General features: G+C 36.5%; 15 protein-coding genes and 1 pseudogene. 8 read left to right on the plus strand and 8 right to left on the minus strand.

The annotated features are described in order from the left end of the window. Positions 1 to 41: 41 nt before the first annotated feature. Together JCM21714_RS13070 and JCM21714_RS13075 are read right to left on the minus strand one after the other, a co-directional pair. Positions 42 to 713, minus strand: coding sequence for an amino acid ABC transporter permease (locus tag JCM21714_RS13070; RefSeq protein WP_035724941.1), 672 nt, complete (start codon positions 711 to 713; stop codon positions 42 to 44). Continuing rightward, positions 692 to 1,588: a transporter substrate-binding domain-containing protein gene (locus JCM21714_RS13075; protein WP_052000638.1), complete on the minus strand. Its 897-nt coding sequence runs from the start codon at positions 1,586 to 1,588 to the stop codon at positions 692 to 694. The genes JCM21714_RS13070 and JCM21714_RS13075 overlap by 22 nt, the downstream gene beginning before the upstream one ends. A gap of 317 nt (positions 1,589 to 1,905) precedes the next feature. On the opposite strand from JCM21714_RS13075, the pseudogene JCM21714_RS13080 reads away from it, so the two are divergent. Continuing rightward, a pseudogene (locus tag JCM21714_RS13080) lies at positions 1,906 to 3,821 on the plus strand (heavy metal translocating P-type ATPase). Between the two features lie 73 nt (positions 3,822 to 3,894). On the opposite strand, the gene JCM21714_RS13085 reads toward JCM21714_RS13080, so the two are convergent. The 4 genes from JCM21714_RS13085 to JCM21714_RS13100 all read right to left on the minus strand — a co-directional run bounded on the left by JCM21714_RS13085 (position 3,895) and on the right by JCM21714_RS13100 (position 6,327). Then, entirely contained in the window at positions 3,895 to 4,749 is an 855-nt protein-coding gene (locus JCM21714_RS13085) for a YihY/virulence factor BrkB family protein (protein WP_035724944.1), read from the minus strand. Beyond that, the gene (locus JCM21714_RS13090; RefSeq protein WP_035724946.1) at positions 4,746 to 5,042 is read right to left on the minus strand and encodes a hypothetical protein; all 297 of its coding nucleotides are present in this window, start codon (positions 5,040 to 5,042) and stop codon (positions 4,746 to 4,748) included. The genes JCM21714_RS13085 and JCM21714_RS13090 overlap by 4 nt, the downstream gene beginning before the upstream one ends. A gap of 30 nt (positions 5,043 to 5,072) precedes the next feature. Continuing rightward, a complete protein-coding gene (locus JCM21714_RS13095; RefSeq protein ID WP_035724949.1) occupies positions 5,073 to 5,543 on the minus strand; it encodes a low molecular weight protein-tyrosine-phosphatase in 471 nt (156 codons plus the stop codon). 136 nt (positions 5,544 to 5,679) lie between these two features. Then, positions 5,680 to 6,327, minus strand: a complete 648-nt coding sequence (locus tag JCM21714_RS13100) for an MOSC domain-containing protein (protein WP_035724952.1) — start codon at positions 6,325 to 6,327, stop codon at positions 5,680 to 5,682. A 96-nt stretch (positions 6,328 to 6,423) separates the two neighbouring features. Between JCM21714_RS13100 and JCM21714_RS24815 the strand changes: the two genes are divergently transcribed. The 5 genes from JCM21714_RS24815 (at position 6,424) to JCM21714_RS21810 (ending at position 9,136) form a co-directional block, all read left to right on the plus strand. Next, a complete protein-coding gene (locus JCM21714_RS24815; protein WP_439644477.1) occupies positions 6,424 to 6,681 on the plus strand; it encodes a YflJ family protein in 258 nt (85 codons plus the stop codon). Between the two features lie 87 nt (positions 6,682 to 6,768). Next, entirely contained in the window at positions 6,769 to 7,782 is a 1,014-nt protein-coding gene (mreBH, locus tag JCM21714_RS13110) for a rod-share determining protein MreBH (RefSeq protein WP_035724959.1), read from the plus strand. A 229-nt stretch (positions 7,783 to 8,011) separates the two neighbouring features. Then, the gene (locus tag JCM21714_RS21800) at positions 8,012 to 8,149 is read left to right on the plus strand and encodes a DUF2164 family protein (protein ID WP_235182849.1); all 138 of its coding nucleotides are present in this window, start codon (positions 8,012 to 8,014) and stop codon (positions 8,147 to 8,149) included. Between the two features lie 113 nt (positions 8,150 to 8,262). Continuing rightward, positions 8,263 to 8,712: a DMT family transporter gene (locus JCM21714_RS21805; protein ID WP_235182850.1), complete on the plus strand. Its 450-nt coding sequence runs from the start codon at positions 8,263 to 8,265 to the stop codon at positions 8,710 to 8,712. After that, positions 8,696 to 9,136, plus strand: a complete 441-nt coding sequence (locus tag JCM21714_RS21810) for a DMT family transporter (RefSeq protein ID WP_235182851.1) — start codon at positions 8,696 to 8,698, stop codon at positions 9,134 to 9,136. Before JCM21714_RS21805 ends, JCM21714_RS21810 begins: the two co-directional genes overlap by 17 nt. A 271-nt stretch (positions 9,137 to 9,407) precedes the next feature. On the opposite strand, the gene JCM21714_RS13125 is transcribed toward JCM21714_RS21810, so the two are convergent. Next, positions 9,408 to 10,166, minus strand: coding sequence for a TIGR01457 family HAD-type hydrolase (locus tag JCM21714_RS13125; RefSeq protein ID WP_439644478.1), 759 nt, complete (start codon positions 10,164 to 10,166; stop codon positions 9,408 to 9,410). 310 nt (positions 10,167 to 10,476) lie between these two features. Here JCM21714_RS13125 and zwf point away from each other — a divergent pair, with 310 nt between their 5' ends. Together zwf and JCM21714_RS13135 are read left to right on the plus strand one after the other, a co-directional pair. Next, positions 10,477 to 11,964 carry a glucose-6-phosphate dehydrogenase gene (zwf, locus tag JCM21714_RS13130; RefSeq protein ID WP_035724961.1) on the plus strand — a complete coding sequence of 496 codons (1,488 nt, stop codon included), beginning with the start codon at positions 10,477 to 10,479 and terminating at the stop codon, positions 11,962 to 11,964. Between the two features lie 77 nt (positions 11,965 to 12,041). Continuing rightward, entirely contained in the window at positions 12,042 to 12,662 is a 621-nt protein-coding gene (locus tag JCM21714_RS13135; RefSeq protein ID WP_035724962.1) for a cyclase family protein, read from the plus strand. 102 nt (positions 12,663 to 12,764) lie between these two features. On the opposite strand, the gene gnd is transcribed toward JCM21714_RS13135, so the two are convergent. After that, the gene (gene gnd, locus JCM21714_RS13140; protein ID WP_035724964.1) at positions 12,765 to 14,186 is read right to left on the minus strand and encodes an NADP-dependent phosphogluconate dehydrogenase; all 1,422 of its coding nucleotides are present in this window, start codon (positions 14,184 to 14,186) and stop codon (positions 12,765 to 12,767) included. Between the last annotated feature and the right edge of the window lie 146 nt (positions 14,187 to 14,332).

Here is a 14,332-nt window from a genome sequence, read left to right on the forward strand (position 1 = left end):
ATGAAAAGACGTAACAAGTATTTACTTGTTACGTCTTTCGATTACATATATTTACTAAATCTATTTTCTAATCGTTCCTGGAAGATCGAAATAACAATACACAATGGCCAATAGATGAAGGCAACCAATATATACATGGTTAACGAATCAAACGTTCTGCCACCTGCAATTTGTGCCTTTTGAAACAATTCTGGAACCGTAATAACTGCTGCTAAAGATGTAGCCTTGACTAAATCCAGGAAAATATTCGTTAAAGGCGGCATTGCAATACGGGCTCCCTGTGGCAGAATGATTTTCAATAAAGATTGCCAATAATTTAATCCTAATGCCTTGGCTGATTCCCATTGTCCTTTTGGTACACTATTAATTGATGCACGAATCACTTCTGCAATATAAGCAGCGCTGTTTAACCCAAAACCGAAAATAGCGGACGTTAATGCCGTCATTTGCAAATCGACTGTTTCGATCATCGGTAATCCATAATAGATTATAAATAAGAAAACCAGAATAGGAGTACCTCTCATAAAGGATATATACACCCTAGCAGGATACCTTAATGCGATTTTACTCGAACTGCGCGCCAGAGCCAGAAATAATCCTAACACCAAACCGAAAGCCATACTTACAAAGGATACAATAACTGTCATTGGCAAACCACTTAATATCAGCGGTAAATTTTCAATCGCTAATTTTACATCAAAAAAATCTCCCATTTATGATCACACCTTATAAGTCTAGCCCCCTCAATTTCCTCTATTTCACCTTCAGGCTTTTGCGAGGCATCTTCTTGATAAAATTTAACAGCTAACTCTGATAATGTGCCATCTTCTCTCATTTCACTTAACGTCTCATTAATTTTTTGCTGTAGTGTTTCCGCATCTTTATCCATCACAACTGCTTGTTCCGTTGGATGAAATTTTAAATCCGGATGTAAATGGATATCGAACTCCGGAAATGCACCAACTCCGAATTTAGATAAATAATAATCATTAACTATTACATCTGTATTGCCATTATGAACATCGCGGAGATACGCTTCATTTGGGGCATTACCATATGTAACAACTTCTGCTCCAAAATGCTCTGCGATTTGACTAAAAATCGTGGTAGCACCTCCACCGGCACGTTTCCCTTCAAGATCTTCCAAACTTTTAATACCTGAATTATCTGCTTCTCTCACTACCATCGTCGTATAGGAATACTTATATGGTTCTGAAAAAGCAAATTGCTCTTTTCTGTTATCCGTTATCTCAATATCATTTACTGCTACATCAATTCTACCACTCTCAATTGCCGGCAGCATACTATCGATACCTAATATTTCAAATTTAATATCTAATCCCAATCGGTTCGCAACTTCCCGCATAATTTCAACATCATATCCGGTTAACTCTTCATTGTCATCATAGGTGGAAGCTGCGATAAGTGTACCTGAAGTACCTGCCACAATCGTTCCTTTTTCCTGAATTTCATTCCATTTTTCTGCATTTTTTGATGATGCCTGTTTCTCGTTAATGTCTGTTCCGCCACATGCAGCCAACATAACCATTACTGCGATAAAACTAATAAAAAGAATAATTTTTTTCACTTTTATTGCACCCCTTATTTTTGTTATATAATTTATTCCTATTAAAAGATAACAGTTTATCTCTCTTATTTCAACATATTTATAATCTGTATTATTTTTTAAATTATACCTGTTATATAAAAGTATACCACATTAATCCTGATTGACTTTTTATAAAAAAATGCTATGATAAAATTAATTATTTATTTATAATTATTATAAATAATGTATAATGAAAATCATTGTAAATTAGGCGCATCGCTGAATTTCATTCTCAATTAGAAGGAGGTATTATTAAAATGAGTAGTAGCATTAAAATAATTTTAAACAAGCCGAAGATGGTGGCTAAGTTTAACAACAACCAGTCTTCTTCTCTTGCTTTCATATGGACTCACCGTGAGTTAATTGCTGCCTTATTTAGTGGGTTGCTGATACTTCTGACATGGCAATTTCACGATTCACTAGCTGAACGTAACTGGATCCTGTTATTGTTGGGTGCCTTTATTATTGGCGGTTTTGCTAAGGCAAAGGAAGGTATCACCGAAACGATAACCAAGAAAAAATTAAACGTCGAACTACTTATGATAATTGCAGCGATTGGTGCTGCTTCTATAGGCTACTGGACAGAAGGAGCAATTTTGATCTTTATTTTCGCCTTATCTGGTGCATTGGAAACCTATACAGAAAATAAAAGCGAGAGAGAACTGGAATCACTAATGAATTTACAACCAGAGCATGCGACTTTAACTTCGAACAGAGAAATAAAAGTAAAAGATTTGCAAATTGGCGATCAAATTATAATAAAAGCCGGAGAAAGAATACCCGCTGACGGAGTGATTTTTAAAGGTGAAACATCCATTGATGAAAGTGCATTATCTGGTGAAGCTATTCCTGTCAGCAAAACTATTAAGGAGAATGTGTTCGCAGGAACTGTTAATTTAAATGGAACATTATATATCGAGATTAATACGCTACCTAATGAAACACTCTTTCAAAAAATCATCCAACTGGTGCAACATGCCCAAAGCGAGAAATCACCGTCTCAGCAATTTATTGAACGATTCGAAAGTATGTATGTAAAGATGGTCTTAATTTCAGTAGGAGTAATGATGTTTCTACCCCCCCATTTCTTGTTCAGCTGGTCATGGACAGATACGATTTATCGCGCAATGATCCTGCTAGTGGTAGCTTCACCCTGTGCGCTTGTCGCATCGATCATGCCAGCCACCCTGTCTGCTATCTCGAACGGGGCAAGAAACGGTGTTTTATTTAAAGGCGGTATACATGTGGAAGGTTTAGCAAACATCGACATCATTGCTTTTGACAAAACAGGAACTTTAACACAAGGCAAACCTGTTGTGACAGATGCTTTTTTCGCTCCAGTATATTCAAAACAAATGATCGCAAGTGTAGTATATGCCATTGAAAATGAATCCAATCATCCACTAGCTCAAGCTATGACGACATGGGCCGGTGAACTTAAAACAGACACCCCCCTCAAGTGGAAAAGGTCTTACATGAAAACGGAAAAGGTGTTAAAGGTTATATTAACGAGGAGGAATGGTTAATTGGAAATCAAGCATTAATAGGTGATAAGCAAGCACAGGCATTTATAAGTGACCAGCATATCAACTTGGAAAAGCATAGTGAGAAAACAATTATATTCATCAAAAAATCTAAGGAAATCGTTGCTGTTTTCTTATTAAAGGATACGCTGCGTCAGGATTCTGTTGAAGCTATCCAGACACTTAATAAATTAGGAATCAAAACAGTGATGTTAACAGGCGATAACCAGAGTGCTGCAACAGCAATCGCAAGAGAAGCGCATATTCAGGAATTCTATGCTAATTGCCTTCCAGAGGATAAAGTAACGCATTTAAAACAATTATCAAAGAATAACCAAAAGGTCGCGATGATTGGCGATGGGATAAATGATGCACCCGCCTTAGCTACAGCGAATTTAGGAATTGCGATGGGGGCTGGCAGTGACATTGCCCTTGAAACTGCTGATATTGTGCTGATGAAAAATAGATTGACGAAAATAGTAAACGCGATTCACTTATCCAAAAGAATGAATCGTATTATTAAACAAAATATTGTTTTTTCTATTGCAATCATCTTATCGCTGATCGCATCAAATTTCTTGCTTTTAATTGACATGCCCCCCCTCGGAGTTATAGGCCATGAAGGCAGTACCATTCTAGTTATCCTAAACGGCCTACGCTTACTGACATTTAGTGATACACTAGGTTAGAAAAATACCCTTTAAAAAGGGGGGGAAAATCCGAACGAATGGTTAGATCGTTCGGAATTTTCTCTGGTTATTTTTATGTGACAATTGTCTTTTTATCATGTTGTTTCCTTTCAATCTCTGCGTTTATTTCTCCTCCGGTGATAATAATTATTCCTGATAAATAGAACCAGATCATAAGAATGATGACACCACCCAAGCTTCCATATGTTGCCGAATAGTTACCCATCGATGACACATAATAAGAAAAGGCTAACGATGCTAATTGCCAAAATATGGTTGCAAAAATTGCTCCAATATAAACATGTTTGAAATAAACCTTCTTACTCGGCGCTAATCGATATAAAACTATCAAAACAAGAAAGAAAACAACAGATGAAATCACCCATCTCAAGGTATTCCACCATTGCAGGAATCCATCCGATAAGCCTAGCAATGAGAACAGGTAAACACCAATCATACGGCCAAAAATCGGTAATACGAATGCGATAATGATCACAAGCAACATAGCTATCGTTAACACGATTGATATTCCTCTCGTTACAATAAATGAACGGTCTTCCTCAATGTCGTATGCTTTATTAAAGGAACGAATTAATGCATTTATCCCGTTCGAGGCAGACCATAATGTACCAATAATACTAATTGAAAGTAAACCACTATTCCGATTATGCATTATTTGCGTTAAATTATCATTCAAAAGATTCATAATCTCATTCGGTGCATACGTGGATACAAAGTTCATTACATCAATATCATTGAAGGGTAAATACCCAATTAACGTCACAAGGAAAATCATAAAAGGAAATAAGGATAGCAGAAAAAAGTAAGATAATTGGGCCGCCAAGCCCGGCACTTCATCAGATGTTATCCGTTCTGCCAATCGTTTAATAAAACGAATGAACAAATTATCTAACAGCTTTTGCTTCATTCAGTATCTCTTTCAATATCTCTTTTTTCTACTTTTTGAGTTACCTCTTGTAATTGATTAAGCATATCCAAAGCGAACGTTAAACCTGAAGATAGCTGCTTCGAACATTTAGCGTATCCTTGATTTAATTGATGGATCGCATCTGCGGGATGTTTAACATAATATACGGATTTGCTTCCACATGTCTGTAAGTTTTTTGATACAAATGAACGCGTATCTTTATCAAATAATGTGATTAGTCCTCCAACTACCGCTCCTGTTACTACACCTTTTACTAACAATTCTTTTCCCATAAAACCTCAGTCCTTCTCTAATTATTTTGGTTATAACTCGTGTTGTTTCTCGATATAATCATATAAATGTTCACAACCTTCTCTGACTAAATCAAACGTATAATCAAAGTTTTTTGTGAAATATGGATCTGGTACATTCTGTTCTTTTGGACGCTCAACAAAATCCATTAATTTTCTGATCGTCACCTTTGAAGATATAGAGGAAAATTGCTGCAAGTCATCCATATTCTGTTGATCCATCGCTATCACATAATCAAAGTCTTTCATGTCTTCTTCTTTCAGTTGCCGTGCGAGTTGACCCTGATACGAGATTTCCATTTCATCAAGTTTTCTTCTAGTTCCTTCATGTGGAGGATTTCCGATATGCCAATTTCCTATCCCAGCTGAATCAATTACAAAGATATTCTCTTGTCCTTTTTCCCTGACGATTTGTCGAAATACCGCTTCAGCCATCGGTGATCTGCAAATATTACCTAAGCATATAAATAACACTTTAATCATATAATACCACCCCCCCGCTCATCAGGTTAATCCTTTTTTTAAAAATTGACTTATTAAAAAACATGACTATCCCCCCCTTTATCCTTTTATTTTCTTTCTAGTATACGTTAATTTGTTTTATTTAAAAAGGAATTTTTCACCTTAACATATCTATTCTTTTCTGGAATCTTGCTTTAACATTTGACGCTAGACCGCTTAATTGAAGATATTCTTGCATCCGTTTCTTATTTTGCTGATCATGAAACAAGCAGTGAAATATGTCAAAAGCGGAAACATGACTTTGTACTTCTTGTAACTTTTTTAGAGTATCCGCAGGTGCTACCCATCCCTCTTTTAATACTCTAAAATAATAACCACCATAACCCGTATCAGTGACCACAGCTGGCATATCCTTAATACCATGTGTTCTTGCAATTTTGTAACATGGCTGCCTGGGTTGAGATACTTGAATCTCAGCTTGACCTAATTGAAAAATTTCTCCAATATATACTTCCCGTTCCGTCAAGCCGTCAATCGTTATATTCTCACCAAATGAAGGATATGGAAATTGCTGTTGGTAACGTTGATTCCAAAAATTATAGTGTTCTTTTGGATACATTAATAATGCCTTTTCTTTTCCTCCATGATTTTTTAAATCTGCCTGTCCATCATCCTTAAAACCAGTCACCGTTAAATAATTCGGTTTATCTATCGGCCTTTTGATAAATCCTGTTTCAATATTTTGCCCATCTAATTGATAAACTGCCGGTTTTCCAACGTTTAAAGAAATAATCGTATACTCCATTATAAATTCCCCCCCACTCTTCTAACACTATTATACAAAAATTTCTTTTGAAAAATGAAGAATCTCCTCTTTTCACATTATTTTTTTCGTGTTAGAATGACACCTGCAACATTCTTAGTAAGGAGTGTTAGGAAATTGCACGTAGGCAGCAAAGGTTGGTACGTAGAGAAATTAAAAGACAAAGGTGTGCGTCATTATGAAGGAAGAAAAATCGAAAAATTTAAAGCACACGTTCTCGCCAATTTATTAGAGGAAAAAAATAAACCCACGCTCAACAGGTCAGTCCATGGCCTGTTTTTTTGTGTGATATCGCCTTTTACAATAGACATTCGTGTTCTAAAAATTATTTGTTAAAATACACCATCCTATCTACCGTCATAATTCTTGATTAAAAATAGAATAACTATAAGATGAAGAAGTACAACTATTGGAGGTAACAACATGTTTTCAAATACAGAAATTGGAATAGATCTTGGAACAGCAAATATTCTTATATATGCAAAAAATAAAGGAATCATCTTAAATGAACCATCTGTCGTAGCTGTAGATATCACAACAAATCAAATTGTAGCAGTAGGTAATGAGGCCAAAGAGATGATAGGTAAAACGCCACGAAATATTGTGCCTATTCGCCCTCTGAAGGATGGTGTAATAGCTGATTTTGATATGACCACCCAAATGCTAAAAGCGTTTCTAAAGAAAGTCAGCAAAAAAGCAGGTGTCTCGATGCGCAAGCCTAGTGTTGTCGTATGTACCCCCCCATCTGGGAGCACTGCTGTAGAACGAAGAGCGATTGATAACGCGATAAAAAGTTTCGGAGCAAAAGAAGTACACCTTATTGAAGAACCAATAGCAGCTGCAATTGGTGCTGATCTTCCGGTCTCTGAGCCTACTGCAAGTATGATTGTTGATATCGGGGGCGGCACTAGTGAGGTAGGCATCATCTCCTTTGGCGGTGTGGTTGCGAGCCGCTCTGTTCGAGTGGGTGGAGATCATATGGATGAAGAAATTATTCAATATATAAAGCGACACTATAATGTATTAATCGGAGAGAGCAGCGCTGAGAAAATCAAAATAGAAATCGGTTATGCGTTAGTCGATCATACCGAAGAAGAAATGCAGGTAAGAGGGCGTGATCTCGTCACTGGTTTACCAAAGGTCATAACCATTCGTTCCACAGAGATCCAACGTTCTATTAAAGAAGTATTAGATTCCATATTACACGCCATTACAGAGACATTGGAAAATTGTCCTCCAGAGCTAAGTGGGGGGGATATTGTCGACCAAGGGATTACCATCACTGGTGGCGGCGCGTTATTAAAGGGTATGCAAGAATGGCTTTCAAATGAGGTAAAGGTCCCTGTACATCTTGCGCCAAATCCATTGGAATCTGTTGCGGTCGGTACTGGCCGTTCTTTACAAATGATTCAAAAATTACAAAAAGCTGTAAAATAAAGCAAATTCACCATCAGTAGTGAGCACCTGCTCCTACTGATGTAATATAATTTTTAATATTTTATCTCATTTCCCATTTCTTAATATGTGATAAACTAGGAAAAAAGATTATATTTATGAGGAGTTTGAAGATGAAAATACCTTTTTCCATATCAAGAGATAAGCGAGAGGAAATGATACTTCCATTCAAGATTACTTTCTGAATGAGCGACAAGAAGAATTCGGAAATTTGGAAGCAGGATTTCTGCTGGATTTTTTCATGGTTGAATTTGCGCCAACCTTTTATAACCAAGGTGTGAAGGATGCTCATCAGTTTTTAAGTGAAAAATTAGAAGATGTGTTTGAAATTGAAAAAACAAAAAAGTAAATAAGCAAGAAAAATATCATCCTGTGTATAAAAAGATATACCTTCCATTTAATTAAGAAATCTTTTATCTTCCAATAAAAAGTGTTATGATGCCTTCTGTTGGGGGTGTTGAGATGAAAGCATATATTCTATTGACTTTAGCCACTATTTTTTATGCCGGAAATCTAATTGTCGGAAAGCCTGTCGCCCAGGAAATTCCTCCGATTACCTTATCGTTTTTTCGTTATGTTATTGCCGCATTAGTTATTTTACCAATTGGTTATCGGGAATGGCGAAATAATCAGGATTTATGGAAAAAGGAATGGAAAGCAATCCTAGCATTATCTGTAACAGGACTTGTTCTATTTAATATATTTGTATACTTAGCATTAAATTATACGACATCGATTAATGCAGGAATTGTCGAAGGATCTACTCCGATATTCACATTAATTCTTACCTTTTTACTATTTGGAGAAAAATTTTCTAAAAAACAAATGGTGGGGGGTCTTTATCTCGTTATTCGGTGTGTTTTTTGTCATTACAAAAGGATCGTTAGATGTAATAATGAGTCTGCAATTTAATATTGGGGATTTAATTATGTTGTTGGCAATGATCACTTGGGCCTTTTATTCGATTTTTATAAAACAGCACACATGGAAGTTTCCAACGTATGGCGCTCTGCTCGTAATGGCTGTCATTGCTATTATTATTTTTATCCCTTTACTAACAATCGAAATGGATCATTACCGTTCGATTAATTGGTCATGGGAAGTTATTAGTGGACTTGCTTATTTAGGTGTGTTTCCTTCTTTAATTGCATTAATTGCTTACAATAAAGGAATTGAAGCGATCGGTCCATCGCGAGCATCTGTCTTTTTAAATTTAATTCCTGTGTTTACTATGCTAGGAGCTGTGATATTTTTGCGCGAGCAGATCACATGGATACAATTAATCGGCACATCCTTTGTTATCTTCGGTGTACTTATTACCAATCGCGCAAAATAAGAAAAAACTTGCTTAACCCTCATAGCTTATTCCGCTTAGAAAGTTCAATAAGTTACCGTTCATAATAGATGTAGAGCAAATACGGCCGCTTTCACTCCTACGGAATGTTTTTATCCGAAGATCCACTTTGGCTTGCCAAAGTTAGCTGAGGAGAAATCCGTGGAAAGGAAAGCGGACAAGCCGAAGCGGTTGCTAAGCAGTCATACCATTTCAACATTACCACATCCGCACGTGCGCAGCATCTGCTGTTATTCACCAAATGTCCATTCAGCTAAGCTATCAATGGCAAAGGTGGGGGGTGTTTTTCGATTGATTTTAAATCCTCTTTTGTCGTCACGCCTGTGTGAACCAGTAAAGAATCAATGCCAGCATTAATTCCAGCTAATATATCTGTCGCATAGTTATCACCAACCATTAATGTCTCTTCTTTCGACGTTCCTAAAACTTCTAGCGCTTGCTCAACAATAATCGATTCTGGCTTGCCGATAAATTTTGGCTGGACCCCCCCTGTTGTTACGGATAAAACAGAAATAAGTGAACCAGCACCAGGAAGGAAACCTCGCTCACTTGGCAAAGCAACATCGCCATTTGTAGCGATAAACTTAGCCCCCCCACCACGAATATTTAGGGCACCTATCGCCAGTTTTTCATAATTAATTTCACGATCCAAGCCCATTACTACAACATCAGCATTATCTTCTACAATTTCAAGTTCTGATTCTCTTAACGCTCTGTGTAAGCCTTCTTCCCCCCCAATCGGGTAAACTTTCGCATCTGCCTTTTGTTCTTTGATATAACTGGCTGTTGCCATACTTGTTGTAAAAACATGTTCTGCTGTGCTAGGAACACCCATATCTACTAACTTCTTAGACACTTCACTGGGATGCTTTGTCGAATTATTTGTTAAGAAAAGATATGGTAGTCCTCGCCGTTCTAATTCTTTCACAAATTCTATCGCTTCCACAATCTTTTCTGTCCCTTTATAAATAGTTCCATCCAAATCAATTAAAAATCCACTATATTTTTTCATAACTTCCTCCTAAATTTTTTGAAAATTTCAATTATTTTATTTGTCATTTTCATAATACATGTTAGTATGTATTTATGGCAGTTACGTGAACACCTCTATTATTGTGTTATGTTGCAGAAGATTTCAAATGCATTTTCACACATGATAGTATAACATAGTATTATATTTTATTAACACGTCGATACAAGATTATAGCATATCGTGACACATATGTGTATAAATGTAAGACGTCCAGCGGTGGGATTTACTTCACTGGTGGTTAGCGGCTTAAAAACTCGTAAATTAACAAGTAGAAAGGTAGTTAAAGTCAATGACAACGAATAACCCAAAAGCAGTTATTGTTATTTTTGGTGCAACAGGGGGGGATCTAGCAAACAGAAAACTTTATCCTTCCATTTACAGACTTTATCGTAATGGGAAATTATCTGATAATTTTGCTGTTATCGGTGTAGCAAGACGACCATGGACGAATGAAGTGTTTCGTGACAAAGTGAAGGAATCAATTGAGAATTTCAATGATACCAACATTGATCCAGATGAATTCGCAAGTCACTTCCATTACAATCCTTTTGATATACAAGATTTAGAACATTATGAGGATCTTGATAAATTAATCAATGAATTGGATGATAAATATGAAGCAGAAGGGAATCGTCTCTTCTATTTCTCAATGGCACCTAACTTCTTTGGTACACTTGCAGCAAACTTAAAATCAGAAGGGTTAACAACGACAAAAGGTTGGACTCGTCTAGTTATCGAGAAACCGTTTGGCCATGATTTTAAATCAGCAAAAGAATTAAACAAACAGATTCGCGAAACATTTACAGAAGATCAAATTTATCGTATCGATCACTATCTTGGAAAAGAAATGGTGCAGAACATTGAAGTAATTCGTTTTGCTAATGCTTTGTTTGAGCCATTATGGAATAATCAATACATTTCTAATATTCAAATCACTTCAAGTGAAGTACTTGGAGTGGAAGAACGTGGTCGCTATTATGATGGTGCAGGTGCATTAAAAGATATGATGCAAAATCATATGCTCCAAATGCTTGCTCTGATTGCAATGGATCCACCTATAAAATTAACGCCAGAGGAAATTCGAAGCGAAAAAGTAAAAGTATTACGTGCACTTCGAGTTATGAATGAAGATGAAGTGGATAAATATTTTGTGCGTGGTCAGTATGATAAAGGGATAGTAAATGGTGAAGAACTTCCTTCCTACCGCGAAGGTAATGGTGTAGATCCTGAATCCAACACAGAAACATTCGTTGCGGCTAAATTAATGATTGATAACTTCCGTTGGGCAGGGGGGGTACCATTCTATATTCGCACTGGAAAACGTATGAAAGAAAAGTCTACAGAAATTGTGGTGGAGTTTAAAGATTTGCCAATGAATCTTTATTACGGCAAAGAACATGAAACAAAGTCAAACTTATTAGTAATTCATGTTCAACCACACGAAGGCATTACCTTACATGTAAATGCGAAAAAAGGCGATTACAATGCGTCTTCTACTCCAATTACATTAAGCTATGATAATAAAGCAGGAGATAAGATGAACACACCTGAAGCATATGAAATTTTATTACATGATTGTATGCGTGGTGATTCCACTAACTTTACTCACTGGGATGAAGTAGCGTTTTCCTGGAAGTTTATTGACGTGATTACTAATGCATGGTCTAAAAAGAAAGCTGATTTTCCGAACTATAATACAGGATCTAACGGACCAAAAGAAGCTGATCAACTATTGCTTAATGATGGATTCGAATGGTGGGACGTTACTCCAGAATAAATATCTACAGCAATCAATCAAGCATGACTTGGTTGGTTGCTTTTTTTCATAATATATACGGGGGGGAGTGTGATTTGATGAATTTTTTTGATATATCAATGGAAGTTCATTCTGAAATGCAAGTATGGGAAAATATTGAAGGTATTAAGCCAATGTTCGATCGTGAAACAAATGGTCATGTAACGAGCACTACTGCACATCTCAGTCTGCATACTGGCACACACATTGATGCACCATTACATATGATCAATGATGCTGATACATTTGAAACCATTTCATTAAAGAGATTAGTACGGAAAGTAAAAGTAATTGATTTAGAAAATGTGAAAGACGGGATTACCCGCTCAGACTTAGAGGGACACTCCCTTGCCAAGGATGATTTTATCCTTTGTAAAACGAAAAATTCTGATTACGATAAACCATCATTTGACTTTAACTTTATCTTTCTAAAAAAGGATGGTGCTGATTACTTAGCGGAGATTGGCATAGAAGGTATTGGAATCGACACATTGGGAATTGAACGCAGTCAGGAAGGAAATCCTACCCATCGAACATTGTTTCAAAATGATATTATCATTATTGAGGGATTGCGTTTAAAAAACATCGAGCCTGGTGACTATTTTATGGTAGCAGCACCATTAAAATTAATTGGTACAGAAGCAGCACCCGCTCGCGTGTTATTATTTAAGCAACTTTAAATTTATTGGACACTATTCACACTTTATTGGACACTTTCTCACAAAATCTACTTAATAAAGAAAAATCCCTCTCGCAAATGCAAGAGGGATTTCTTTTATAAATTAATCTTCTAACCATTCAGTATGGAAGATGCCTTCTTTATCAATTCGTTGATATGTGTGGGCACCGAAATAGTCACGTTGAGCCTGGATAAGATTTGCAGGTAATGTTTCCGTACGGTAGCTATCATAGTAAGCTAATGCACTTGCAAATCCTGGTACCGGAATTCCACGATCCATTGCGATAGACAACACTTTTCTTAGTGAATCTTGATAACTTTCTACGATCTCTTTGAAATATGGATCAAGTAACAAGTTAGTAAGTGCTGGTTCACGGTCATAAGCTTCTTTAATATTTTGCAGATATTGTGCACGGATAATACAGCCACCACGGAATATCATCGCGATATCGCCATAACTAAGGTTCCAATCATTCTCTTCAGAAGCTGCACGCATTTGTGCAAATCCTTGTGCATATGAAACAATTTTACTCATAAATAACGCTTTACGCAGATGTTCGATTAGTTCGTCTTCGTCACCATCATACGCTTTTTCCTGCGCAGATGGTCCGCGTAAGATTTTACTTGCTTTAACACGTTCATCTTTCATAGCTGAGATGAAGCGAGCAAATACAGACTCTGTAATTACGGGTAATGGTACACCTAAGTCAAGTGAACTTTGGCTTGTCCATTTACCTGTACCTTTTTGGCCAGCTGTATCAAGGATAACGTCGACAATTGCTTTGCCAGTTTCTTTATCTTTCTTCTTGAAAATGTCAGCAGTAATTTCAATTAAGTAACTATCTAGTTCACCTTTATTCCATTCAGCGAAGACTTTGTGTAATTTATCAGTATCATAGCCTAATACATGCTTCATAATGAAATATGATTCACTAATTAATTGCATATCACCATATTCAATACCGTTATGAACCATTTTCACAAAATGACCAGCACCATTAGGACCAATATATGTTACACATGGATCTCCATCAACTTTAGCGGAAATAGCTTCTAAAATTGGCGCTACTTTATCATATGCTTCTTTTTGTCCACCTGGCATGATAGAAGGTCCTTTTAATGCTCCTTCTTCCCCACCAGAAACACCAGTTCCGATAAAGTGGATACCTGATTCATCTAATTCTGTATTACGACGCATCGTATCTTGGAAGAATGTGTTACCACCATCAATTAAGATATCTCCTTTGTCAAGAAGTGGCTTAAGTGAAGCTATTGTTGCATCAGTTGGTCCACCTGCTTGTACCATTAACATAATTTTTCGTGGTTTTTCCAAAGAATCTACGAATTCTTCAAGTGTTTCTGCACCTTTAAAATTTTTTCCTTTTGCTTCATCATTCAAGAAATCTTCGGTTTTTTGATAAGTTCTATTAAATACTGCTACAGAGTAACCTCTACTTTCAACGTTTAACGCCAGGTTTTTGCCCATAACAGCAAGACCTACCACACCAAATTGTTGTTTTGCCATCGTTTTATTCGCTCCTTTTCTTTTATCACTATGTACTTATTCCAATCCCTATTTTAGCATGAAATCAGATATAACTGTAGTGATTGAAAAAATTCACTCCATATAATAAGTTATTATATCTACTCATTCACTGCAAGTAATAGCTA

It is taken from the genome of Gracilibacillus boraciitolerans JCM 21714, assembly GCF_000521485.1.
In the GTDB taxonomy this organism is placed as follows: domain Bacteria; phylum Bacillota; class Bacilli; order Bacillales; family Amphibacillaceae; genus Gracilibacillus; species Gracilibacillus boraciitolerans.